The organism is Sphingopyxis granuli (genome assembly GCF_001559015.1).
Classification (GTDB): Bacteria; Pseudomonadota; Alphaproteobacteria; order Sphingomonadales; family Sphingomonadaceae; genus Sphingopyxis; species Sphingopyxis granuli.
This window is the reverse complement of the sequence record NZ_CP012199.1, coordinates 2,247,778-2,258,115: the sequence shown is the minus strand read 5'-3', so window position 1 is coordinate 2,258,115 and position 10,338 is coordinate 2,247,778. Positions and strand designations below refer to the sequence as shown.

Here is a 10,338-nt window from a genome sequence, read left to right as displayed (position 1 = left end):
GTCAGCGGGCCCCTTCCGGCCACAACACGACCCGCACCGTCTGGAGCAGGATCAGCAGGTCGAGGAAGGGCGAATAATTCTTGGCATAGTAAAGGTCGTATTCGAGCTTCACCCGCGCATCCTCGACCGACGCGCCATAGGGATAATTGATCTGCGCCCAGCCGGTGAGCCCCGGCTTCACCATGTGCCGCTCGGCATAATAGGACAGCTCGCGTTCGAGTTCGGCGACGAAGCCCGGCCGCTCGGGGCGCGGGCCGACGATACTCATCTCGCCCTTGAGCACGCACCAGAGCTGCGGCAGTTCGTCGATGCGCAGCTTGCGGATGACATGCCCGACGCGGGTGACGCGCGGGTCGTTCTCGCTCGCCCAGACCGGCTGCCCCGCCGCCTCGGCATCGGTGCGCATCGACCGGATCTTCCAGATCCGGTACGGTTCGCCGAACAGGCCGACGCGCGACTGGCCATAGAAAGCGGGGCCCCGGCTGTCGATCTTCACCGCGATCGCCGCGATCAGGATCAGCGGCAGGCCGACCACCAGCACCGCGATGCTGGCGATGATATCGAATATCCGCTTGCCGACGCGCGAGATTCGCTGCCCCGCCGAAAAGCCGTCGGAAAAGATCAGCGCGCTGGGGTTGGTCGTCGCCAGATCGACGCGCCCCGTCTCGCGCTCGATGAAGCTCGCGATGTCGTTGACATGGACCCCGGCGGTCTTGACGCGCAGCAGGTCGGCGAGCGGCAGCGCGCCGCGCCGTTCCTCCATCGCCAGCACGACCTCTCCGGCGCCGAGCGCGACGACATGCTCCGACAGATTGTCGATCGCCTCGCGCGGCACCGCGTCCTTCACCTTGCGCTCGATGCCCGACATGGCGACGAAGCCGACGATCGCGATGCCGCTGCCGGGCGCATCGGCCAGCGCCTGCAGCCGCGCCGCACGGGTGCCGGCGCCGAGCACCAGGATGCGCCGCTTGAAGGTCTCCGCGCCCGCCACCCGCGTCATGCCCAGCCGGATCAGGAACAGCGCCGCGATCGCGAGCGCCATCGCATACAGGCTGTTCACCCGCCACAGCGTCGCGGTCGGCAGCAGGAAGCCGACGACCGAGAGGAAGATGACCCCCAGCGAGATCGCCGCGAGCAGCCGCGCGGTCGCGAACCGCATCGATCGCAGCGCCTCCGACCCGTACATCCCGGTCGCCATCAGCGCGAGCGCGTTGGCGAGCGCGAAGGTCGTCAGCGGCAGCCACCGCCCCGTCAGCGTCCCCGCGTCGAAATCGGCGAAATGGGCATAGATATGCCACGCCGCCTCCGCCGATCCCAGCAGCGCCAGGAACTCGATCAGCGCCAGCCAGACGACCGCATGCGGCACATAATGCTTGAACAGACGGAACATGGAGTGCGGCGAACCCTTTCGTCGCGCGATTCTAGCGGAGAGGCGTCAACTGTCGGTTAATTTTACACTTGTCGCCGGGCTATTCGGGGATGACCGCCGATGCGTCAAACGATAGACCGCAGCGATGATCGCGCTCCCACCCTTCGCCGCCGCACCATTGGGCCTGCTCGCCCACGTACCGAATGAACTGCGCGGCCGCCATTGCCACGACACGCCCTATGTCGCGATCGTCCTCGAAGGCGGCTATCAGGAAGCCGGCGACGAGGGCCGTTTCGACGTGGGGCCGGGCGACGCGCTGATCCACCATGACTTCGAATCGCATCTGGACCGGGTCGAGGCGCGCGGCGCGCGCGTGCTGATCCTCGACCTGCCGCCCACGCTCGCTGGCGCGTCGCACGTCCGCGGACGGGTGCGCGACCCCGACGCGCTGGTCCGCGTCGCGAGCCGCGACGCCGCGGCGGCAGCGGCACTGCTCGTCGAGGATTTCACCGCCGTGCCGGCGGCCGCGCGCGACTGGCCAGACCTGCTCGCCCGCGACCTGCGGACACTCACCCCTTTTGCACTCGCCGATTGGGCGGAGACGCACGGCGTGCGGGCCGAAACGCTGAGCCGGGGGTTCCGCGCCGCCTATGGCTGCACGCCCAAGGCCTATCGCGCCGACGTCCGCGCCCGCGCGGCGCTCGCCGCCGCCCGGGCGAGCGGCGAATCCTTCGCCGCTATCGCGCACCGCCTGCATTTCACCGATCAGGCGCACATGACCCGGGCCGTCGCGCGCATCAGCGGCGTCACGCCCGGCCGGTGGCGCGCGCGTCAACTGATTACAATACAGCGCTGACCGGGGCGGCTAGACCGATCTCCGACGCTTTTTTCTCCCGGAGATTTCCATGCTCGATCGCCGCACGCTCATCGCCACGCTCGCCGCCGCCTCCGCGCTCGGCGCGACGCGCTCCCCCGCCCGCGCGATGCTCGCCGATCCGGCGCAAAGCGAGGGCGAACGGCTGAACGCCCTCTACGAGCGCCTGTTCGACATGCTGGTCGAGAACGACCCCGAGTTCGCCACCGCGCTGGGGCTCGACAAAGGCGCGCACGCCGCGGCCAAGTCGCGCCTCGCCGACCGTTCGCCCGCCGGGATCGAGCGCAGCCACGACCTCTATCGCTTCGGCCTCGCCGCGCTCGAGAAGATCGACGCGGCGAAGCTGTCGGGGATGGACCTCGTCAATTACGAGACCTTCCGTGGGCCGTGGGACCATTATGTGAAGGCCTATGACAGCTTCACCTATGGTCTGCACAGCTGGCCGGAGCCGCACCCGGTCACCCAGCTCAGCGGCACCTACCGCTCGATCCCCGACTTCCTCGTCAACCAGCACAGCATCGCCGACGCGGCCGATGCCGAGGCCTATCTGGCGCGTTGCGAGGATTTCGCGGTCCAGCTCGACAACGAGACGAACCGGATGAAGACCGACCATGCGGCGGGAATCATTCCACCCGATTTCGTCATCGACCGCACCTTGGGCCTCTACGAAAAGATCATGGCGCCCGCCGCGGAGGCCAACGGCCTCACCACCAATCTCAAGGCCAGGACCGACGCAAAACATATCCCCGGCGACTGGGCACGCCGCTGCGCCGCGATCGTCGCAGGCAAAATCTATCCGGCGATGCGCCGCCAGGCGGCCGAACTGGCGCGCGTCCGTCCCAAGGCGACCCACGACGCGGGCGTCTGGCGGCTGCCGAAGGGCGACGCATATTACGCCTATGCGCTGAACTTCGCGACGACGACCGAAATGTCGGCCGAAGCCATCCACCAGCTCGGGCTCGAACGCATGGCCGAACTGACCGCGCGCGCCGACGCGATCTTCCGCGAACAGGGCATGACCGGTGGAACGGTCGCCGAGCGGCTGCGCGCGCTCGGCGAGGACAAGCGCTTCATCTATCCGAACACCGACGCCGGCAAGACGGAACTGATCGCCAAGCTCAACGAACAGATCGAGGAGATGCAGCGCCGCCTGCCCGAGATGTTCGGCCGCCTGCCCAAGGCGAAGGTCGAGATTCGTCGCGTCCCGGCGGAGATCGAGGACGGCGCCGCCGGCGGCTATTACCAGATTCCGGCGCTCGATGGCTCGCGCCCCGGCGCCTATTACATCAACCTGCGCGATACCGCGGAGAATCCATCATGGACGCTGCCGACGCTGACCTATCACGAAGCGACGCCAGGCCATCATCACCAGATCGCGCTGGCGCAGGAAGCGACGGGTATCCCACGCCTGCGCCGCCTGCCCGTCTATTCGGTCTATACCGAGGGCTGGGGTCTCTACGCCGAGCAGCTTGCCGACGAAATGGGGGTCTATGACGGCGACCTCTTCGGCCGTCTCGGTTACCTGCAATCCTATATGTTCCGCGCCGCGCGGCTCGTCGTCGACACCGGCCTGCACCACTATCGCTGGAGCCGCGAGAAGGCGATCGCCTATATGAACGAGGCGCTCGGCACGCCCGAACCCTCGAACGTCACCGAAGTCGAACGCTATTGCGTGTGGCCCGGTCAGGCGACGAGCTACATGGTCGGACAGACGCGCTGGGTCGCAACGCGCGAAAGGGCGCGCGCGGCGCTGGGCGACAAGTTCGACATCCGCGCCTTCCACGACACCGCGCTGGCGGCGGGCGCGATGCCGATCGACGTCCTCGGATCGATGATCGACCGCTGGGTGGCGGCGCAAAAGGCCTGAAGAACCGCACAGTCTCGCCCGTTCGTGTCTATCGGTTCGTGACCTGAGACCTGTGGGGATTCGGGGTTTGGCGCTGCCACATCCTTCGTCATGCTGAACTCGTTTCAGCATCCATGGCCGGACCTCTCCTTTTGCACCGCCTTTCAGGCGAGGGCGGACCATGGGCCCCGATCGGGTCCGGGGCAGGCTCTGAAACAAGTCGGCATCTATACCCTTCAGGCAAGTCAGGCGCTGTTCCCCGGCGAAAGCCGGGGTCCAGATGACACAGCGCTACCTCGCATGGACCCGGCTTTCGCCGGGGACGGTGACTTGTCGAAAAGGGATCATTGCCAGACAAGATCAGGGAGACGGAAAAGAGAAACCGTGCATAAACCTGCAACGCCCTTATCCGTTCGGGACGATGGGTCAGATTTTAAGGCTCGATGCCCTAATCCCCCGCGAAATCGAAGGCGCTGACCCCGCGCTCGCCTTCGCGGAAACGCAGCGGACGGCCGAGCGGCGGCATCGAGCGCTGGACGCAGCCGCTGCGCGTGCAGCGGCGGCAGCCGAGGCCGATCGGGGTCGCGGGACTGCGCATCAGGTCGATGCCGCGCGCGGCGGCCAGCGGCGCGGCGACCTTGGCGTCGACCCCGATGCACACCGCGAAGCGCGCGGGCGTGCCCCCTCCCGTCGCGCCGGGCGCCGCGACCGAGCGGCTCTGCGTGAACCAGCGCGACCCGTTCTCCAGCTCGACAAGGTCGGCGATCACCTCGCCGGGGCGCGCGAAGGCTTCGTGGACGCCCCACAGCGGACAGCGCGCATCGCCATCGACGAGCGGCGACTGGCTGGCGCCCGCATAGCGTTTCGACCCCTGCCCCGCGCGGTCGATGCGGAGCATGAAGAAGGGCAGCCCGCGTGCGCCGACGCGCTGTAATGTCGTCAGCCGGTGCGCGACCTGCTCGAACCCGGCGCCGAAACGCCGCTGGAGCAGCAGCAGGTCGTAACCCGTCGCGTCGCAGGCGCGCAGGAAGCGGCCATAGGGCATCATCAGCGCCGCCGCGAAATATTGGATCAGATGCCGCTCGAACAGGCGCGCGGCGGCGGGTTCGGCGAACTCTGCGCCCGCGACAAGGGCGGAAATCTCGTCCTTCGCCTCCATCTGCGCCAGCGTCGCCGCGGCCTGAAAGGTGCGCGAGGCCGGGCGCAGCAGCTCGTTCAGCATCAACTGCCGCGCATGCCAGTCGAGCCAGCGCAGCCGGTCGGGCATGACGTCGGCGGGCAGGATGCGGATGCCAAGCTGGTGCCGCGTGCGCAGCCGTTCGGCGATGGTGCCGTAGAGGTCGCCCCCCGCGAGCCGCAGTTCGTCGGCCAGTTCCTCGGCGCGCGCATCGAGATCGGGAAAATGGTTGCGCCATTTCTCGATCGCGCGGCGAACCGCGTCGACCTCGGGCGCTTCGACGGCAGCGGGGGCGGTCGCATCGCCCGCCGCGTCGAACAGCCGGATGAAGGCGGTCGCGGTCGCCGGCGCGCTCTCCAGCCATTCCTCGACCTCGCGCGACCCGATGTCGAGATCGGCGAAGCGCGGGTCGGCGAGGCGGCGGCGCAGCGCGGCGAGCCCGCCCGGCACCGTCTCCGCCCCCAGCTTCGCCGCGTCGAAGCCGAAGCGCTCGGCCAGTCGGACGATCACCGTGGCGCTCAGCGGGCGCTGGCCGTGCTCGATCAGATTGAGGTAGCTCGGGGAAATGCCCAGCGCCTCGGCCATCGCCGCCTGCGTCAACCCGGCATCGCGCCGCAACTTGCGCACCGCCGGTCCCGCGAACACCCGCCGCTCCGCCATATTGTAACTTTCTTTACTGATTTACACGCCATAATGCACTTCATTTGCTTTATTCACAAGAAATATTCACAAAGCTTTTCCAATCCGGGCGGCGGGTCGGCACAAGGGCGGCATATTCATCGCCCACCGGGGCGCAGCCGAGGACAGTGAAGATGAGCTATACCGAAGACATGGCGCAGGCCGGCCGCCTCATCCGCGATCAGGACGGCCGCTGGGATGCGATCGGCGCCGAAAGCGTCGCCCGCATGCGCGCCCAGAACAAGTTCCGCAACGGCCTCGACATCGCCCGCTACACCGCGCGGATCATGCGCGCCGACATGGCGGCCTATGACGCCGATCCCGCCAACTACACCCAGTCGCTCGGCTGCTGGCACGGCTTCATCGCGCAGCAGAAGATGATCGCGATCAAGAAGCATTTCGGCACCGTCAAGGGCCGCTACATCTATCTGTCGGGCTGGATGGTCGCCGCGCTGCGCAGCGAGTTCGGCCCCCTGCCCGACCAGTCGATGCATGAAAAGACCAGCGTTCCGGCGCTGATCGAGGAAATCTACACCTTCCTGCGGCAGGCCGACGCCCGCGAACTGGGCGGCCTGTTCCGCGAGCTCGATGCGGCGCGCGAAGCCGGCGACGAGGTCAAGGCGAAGCAGATCCAGCATGCGATCGACAACCATGAAACGCATGTCGTGCCGATCATCGCCGACATCGACGCGGGCTTCGGCAACGCCGAGGCGACTTATCTGCTCGCCAAGAAGATGATCGAGGCCGGCGCCTGTGCGCTGCAGATCGAAAATCAGGTGTCGGACGAAAAGCAGTGCGGCCACCAGGACGGCAAGGTCACCGTGCCGCACGAGGATTTCCTGCAGAAGATCCGCGCGCTGCGCTATGCCTTCATGGAGCTGGGGGTCGACGACGGCGTGATCGTCGCGCGCACCGACAGCCTCGGCGCCGGGCTGACCAAGCAGATCGCCTTCACCCGCGAACCGGGCGACCTCGGCGATCAGTACAACGCCTTCCTCGATTGCGAGGAAGTGACGGGCGCGGGCAATCCGGGCGATGTGCTGATCAATCGCGACGGCAAGCTGCTGCGCCCGAAGCGCCTACCCTCGAACCTCTATCAGTTCCGCCCCGGAACTGGCGAGGATCGCTGCGTTCTCGACTGCATCACCGCCCTGCAGAACGGCGCCGACCTGATCTGGATCGAGACCGAAAAGCCGCACATCGAACAGATCGCCGGCATGGTCGACCGTATCCGCGAGGCGGTTCCCAATGCGAAGCTCGCCTACAACAACTCGCCCAGCTTCAACTGGACGCTGAGTTTCCGCCAGCAGGTGTTCGACGCGTGGCAGACGGACGGCAAGGACGTCGGCGCCTATGACCGGGCGAAGCTGATGAGCGTCGATTACGACGGCACCGAGCTGGCGGTCGAGGCCGACAACCGCATCCGCAGCTTCCAGCGCGACGCCGCGAAGCGGGCCGGCATCTTCCACCATCTGATCACGCTGCCGACCTATCACACCGCCGCGCTGTCGACCGACAATCTGGCCAAGGAATATTTCGGCGAGGAAGCGATGCTGGGCTATGTCAAGAACGTCCAGCGTCAGGAAATCCGCCAGGGCATCGCCTGCGTGAAGCACCAGAACATGGCCGGCAGCGACATCGGCGACGATCACAAGGATTATTTCGCCGGCGAAGCCGCGCTGAAGGCGGGCGGCAAGGACAATACGATGAACCAGTTCGCCGCCTGACGATCGAGCTAGGCGCGGGGGTTTTCGTTGCCCCCCGCGCCACCCCTCTCGGCGCGGGGCGCCTTGCACAAACGCCTCGCGCCTCCCGAGCTTTCCTGGGGAGGAAAGCCTGCCCGCCGGAAGTCGTTCGACCTCCGGCGGGCATTTTTATGCGATACGCGATTGTTTTCTCCGTGCGCGCCCGCTCCCGGCGCTACGCCGCTATGGGGAGCTTCGCGCCGCCTTGCGGGTCGCCAGATGGCGCATCCAGCGTTGTCGCGCCCATTCGTTGACCAGCCGGTCGGCGCGGGCCTTGTCCGCACCGTGCAGATCGCCGTAGCGCGCACGCCGACCGCTGTCGGAAAACCATATCTCCTCGGTTCCGAGCGCGAGCGTCGTGAAGACGCCGCCCGGTTCGACGATGCCGATCGCGACCGGCGTATCGACCGCTCCGATGTGCAGGAAAACCGGAGCGTCATTGTCGGGCGCGGGCGCACCGCCCAGTGCCTGGAGCAGGATCGACCGCATGTCCCTGAGGCCGAGCGCCCGGTCGCTGGAGAGACCCGGCACGTTCAGCACGAACGGGATATGGGTTTGCGCCGGCTCGATCACGTGGCCGTGTCCCAGGAATCCGTTTTCGAACAATGCCTCGCCATGATCGCCGGTGACCATCAGCACGGTGTCGTCCCACGTCCCCAGCGCCTTCAGGCGCGCCACGACCGCGCCGATCTGCGAATCCGCATAGGCGACGGCGTTCCAGTAGGTCTGCTGGACGCGGCGGGCGTTGGCGGCGGAAATGTCGCCGCGCGGCAGCGGATCGACACCCAGCATGTCGGGCATGCCCGGATGATGATAGGGGAAATGCGGCGACTGGAAATTGAAATAGACGAAGGTCGGCTGCGCCCACGGTCCCGGATCGCCCATCCGCCTATCGAATTCGGCCAGTATCTTCGTCTCGTCGACGAGCAGCGAGCCCTTGGCGGCGAAGCCGAAGGCGCGTTCGTGCGCCAGCGTTTCGGCGTCGACGAATATGTCGGCCGCCTTGCGCATCCCGACCACCGCCGAAATATCGCCGAAGCTTTCGGGCTGGCCCGAAAAGACGCCGATGCGATAGCCATTGGCCTTGAGGTCGGAGAATAAGGAAGGGTCCCCCGCTCGCGGATCGAGCGCGCCCGAAAACAGGCTCTTGAGCGACGCCGTCGTGAAGCCGACGTGGCTGTAGGCGTGCGGAAAGCTGCTTCCCGCGCGCGCCAGCGCCGCGAGGTTCGGCGCCACCGGCCGCCCGTTCACCCGTTGCGTCAGCGCGTCCGCGCGCGTGCTTTCGAGCACGATGACGACAAGATGCTTCCGCTTCGCCGGCAGCTTCGGCGCGGGCGTCGCCGGATCGGCGCCGGCAAAGACGAAATCGCCGCCAAAGCCGTCTTCGTCGATACCGTTCCCCGGAATGTCGAGCGCCAGCGGATGGCGCGAGGCATCGAAGGGATGCCGGTCGATCTGCGCCGAATACCAGCTATACCCGTCGCGGTCGAAATCGGTCAGCTGTTCGAGCAGCCGGTTGACCAGCCCATAGGCGGTCATCCGGCGCAAGCCGTCGCGCGCGTCGGGCACCCCGTTGGCCTGCGCGGCGATCACCGGCATCGCGACCGCCAGCGCCAGCACCGCCCAGCGCAGCGGCGAGCGACCCGCCGGCAACAGGGTCCGATTGCCGCGCCGGCGCAGGCGGACCACGACGATCCCATAGAGGATCAGCGCGCCGCCGAGGCCGATCAGCATCAGCGCGCCTTCGTTCAATACGAACAGGAAAGCGTCGAACAGGCTTCCCCCGCCCAGATTGCGGATCAACTGGAAGCTGACCGCGTCGCTGAAATAGGACAAGAGTTCGAACTTGGCGGTCAGCGCGGCGAGAAAGCCGGCGACGCCGAAAAACAGCAGGTTGAACCGGAAAATCAGCGGGTCGTATTCGCGTCCGTGCAGCCGGCGCAGCAACAGGAAGAACAGGCCGAAAAGCAGCGCATGCGCACCGACGGCACCGAGCAGGAACAAGGCGATCTCGGCCGGCGTATCCAGCGTTTGCGACTGGCCGAAGCCGCCACCGAACAGCGCGAACTTGCGTTCGACGAGCGCCATTTCGATCAACAATGTCGCGACGGCCGCAAGCAGCAACGTCAGCAGGTCCCCCTGCCCCTTCCTGGTCATCGGATTGTCATAAATATGGCGTTGCTAATATGGTGTTAAGCCAATCCGAACGGCATTCGTCCGCATCTGCGGGCGACCGGGCGGACGAGCGATCAAGCGATGCTTGCCAGGCCTGCCGCGGCGGGTGTATGGTGCACCGCACAACGAAACCACCTCTCCCTGGGCCGATGAACGATACACGACTGAAAATGATGGAAGCGATCGCACGGCGACGCATCGTGTCCACTCGCTACAATGGCGACGCCATGACCCTTGCCCCGCACCAGATGTTCGAGCGGCACGGGGCGCTGTTCGTCAGCGCGCTGAATCTCAACAAGAACTGGCGGTCGGACGAGGAAAAGCGCCTCGGTCAGTTCAAGCTCGACGGGCTTGGCGAGACCGAGGTCACCGACGAGGCGTTCGAGCCGCTCCCGATGTTCCAGCCCGCCGCGCCGAGCGACAAGGACACGCTTCTCCTCGCCGTGTGACCGGCGGGCCTCGACAGCCTGCCCG

General features: G+C 66.8%; 7 protein-coding genes. 4 read left to right on the top strand and 3 right to left on the bottom strand.

The annotated features are described in order from the left end of the window. Position 1: 1 nt before the first annotated feature. Positions 2 to 1,390: a TIGR03013 family XrtA/PEP-CTERM system glycosyltransferase gene (locus tag SGRAN_RS10405; RefSeq protein WP_067183361.1), complete on the bottom strand. Its 1,389-nt coding sequence runs from the start codon at positions 1,388 to 1,390 to the stop codon at positions 2 to 4. A gap of 124 nt (positions 1,391 to 1,514) precedes the next feature. Here SGRAN_RS10405 and SGRAN_RS10400 point away from each other — a divergent pair, with 124 nt between their 5' ends. Beyond that, a complete protein-coding gene (locus SGRAN_RS10400) occupies positions 1,515 to 2,225 on the top strand; it encodes a helix-turn-helix domain-containing protein (protein ID WP_067183358.1) in 711 nt (236 codons plus the stop codon). Positions 2,226 to 2,274: 49 nt separating this feature from the next. Continuing rightward, complete coding sequence (locus tag SGRAN_RS10395; RefSeq protein WP_067183355.1) at positions 2,275 to 4,110, top strand: DUF885 domain-containing protein; 1,836 nt, start codon at positions 2,275 to 2,277, stop codon at positions 4,108 to 4,110. Positions 4,111 to 4,537: 427 nt separating this feature from the next. Here the strand turns inward: SGRAN_RS10395 and SGRAN_RS10390 are convergent, their stop codons facing one another. Beyond that, on the bottom strand, positions 4,538 to 5,926 hold the full coding sequence (locus SGRAN_RS10390) for a helix-turn-helix domain-containing protein (RefSeq protein ID WP_067183354.1): 1,389 nt from the start codon (positions 5,924 to 5,926) through the stop codon (positions 4,538 to 4,540). Positions 5,927 to 6,078: 152 nt separating this feature from the next. On the opposite strand from SGRAN_RS10390, the gene SGRAN_RS10385 reads away from it, so the two are divergent. Continuing rightward, a complete protein-coding gene (locus SGRAN_RS10385) occupies positions 6,079 to 7,671 on the top strand; it encodes an isocitrate lyase (protein WP_067183351.1) in 1,593 nt (530 codons plus the stop codon). Between the two features lie 201 nt (positions 7,672 to 7,872). Here SGRAN_RS10385 and SGRAN_RS10380 read toward each other — a convergent pair whose 3' ends face one another. Continuing rightward, positions 7,873 to 9,846: a sulfatase-like hydrolase/transferase gene (locus SGRAN_RS10380; RefSeq protein WP_067183348.1), complete on the bottom strand. Its 1,974-nt coding sequence runs from the start codon at positions 9,844 to 9,846 to the stop codon at positions 7,873 to 7,875. 188 nt (positions 9,847 to 10,034) lie between these two features. Here SGRAN_RS10380 and SGRAN_RS10375 point away from each other — a divergent pair, with 188 nt between their 5' ends. After that, positions 10,035 to 10,313: a WYL domain-containing protein gene (locus tag SGRAN_RS10375; protein ID WP_311880701.1), complete on the top strand. Its 279-nt coding sequence runs from the start codon at positions 10,035 to 10,037 to the stop codon at positions 10,311 to 10,313. Positions 10,314 to 10,338: the final 25 nt, after the last annotated feature.

Bases quoted from the DNA above. Each gene is read 5' to 3' on its own strand.
- SGRAN_RS10395 (WP_067183355.1), top strand. From the start codon at position 2,275: ATGCTCGATCGCCGCACGCTCATCGCCACGCTCGCCGCCGCCTCCGCG.
- SGRAN_RS10405 (WP_067183361.1), bottom strand. From the start codon at position 1,390: ATGTTCCGTCTGTTCAAGCATTATGTGCCGCATGCGGTCGTCTGGCTG.
- SGRAN_RS10385 (WP_067183351.1), top strand. From the start codon at position 6,079: ATGAGCTATACCGAAGACATGGCGCAGGCCGGCCGCCTCATCCGCGAT.
- SGRAN_RS10400 (WP_067183358.1), top strand. From the start codon at position 1,515: ATGATCGCGCTCCCACCCTTCGCCGCCGCACCATTGGGCCTGCTCGCC.
- SGRAN_RS10380 (WP_067183348.1), bottom strand. From the start codon at position 9,846: ATGACCAGGAAGGGGCAGGGGGACCTGCTGACGTTGCTGCTTGCGGCC.
- SGRAN_RS10375 (WP_311880701.1), top strand. From the start codon at position 10,035: ATGATGGAAGCGATCGCACGGCGACGCATCGTGTCCACTCGCTACAAT.
- SGRAN_RS10390 (WP_067183354.1), bottom strand. From the start codon at position 5,926: ATGGCGGAGCGGCGGGTGTTCGCGGGACCGGCGGTGCGCAAGTTGCGG.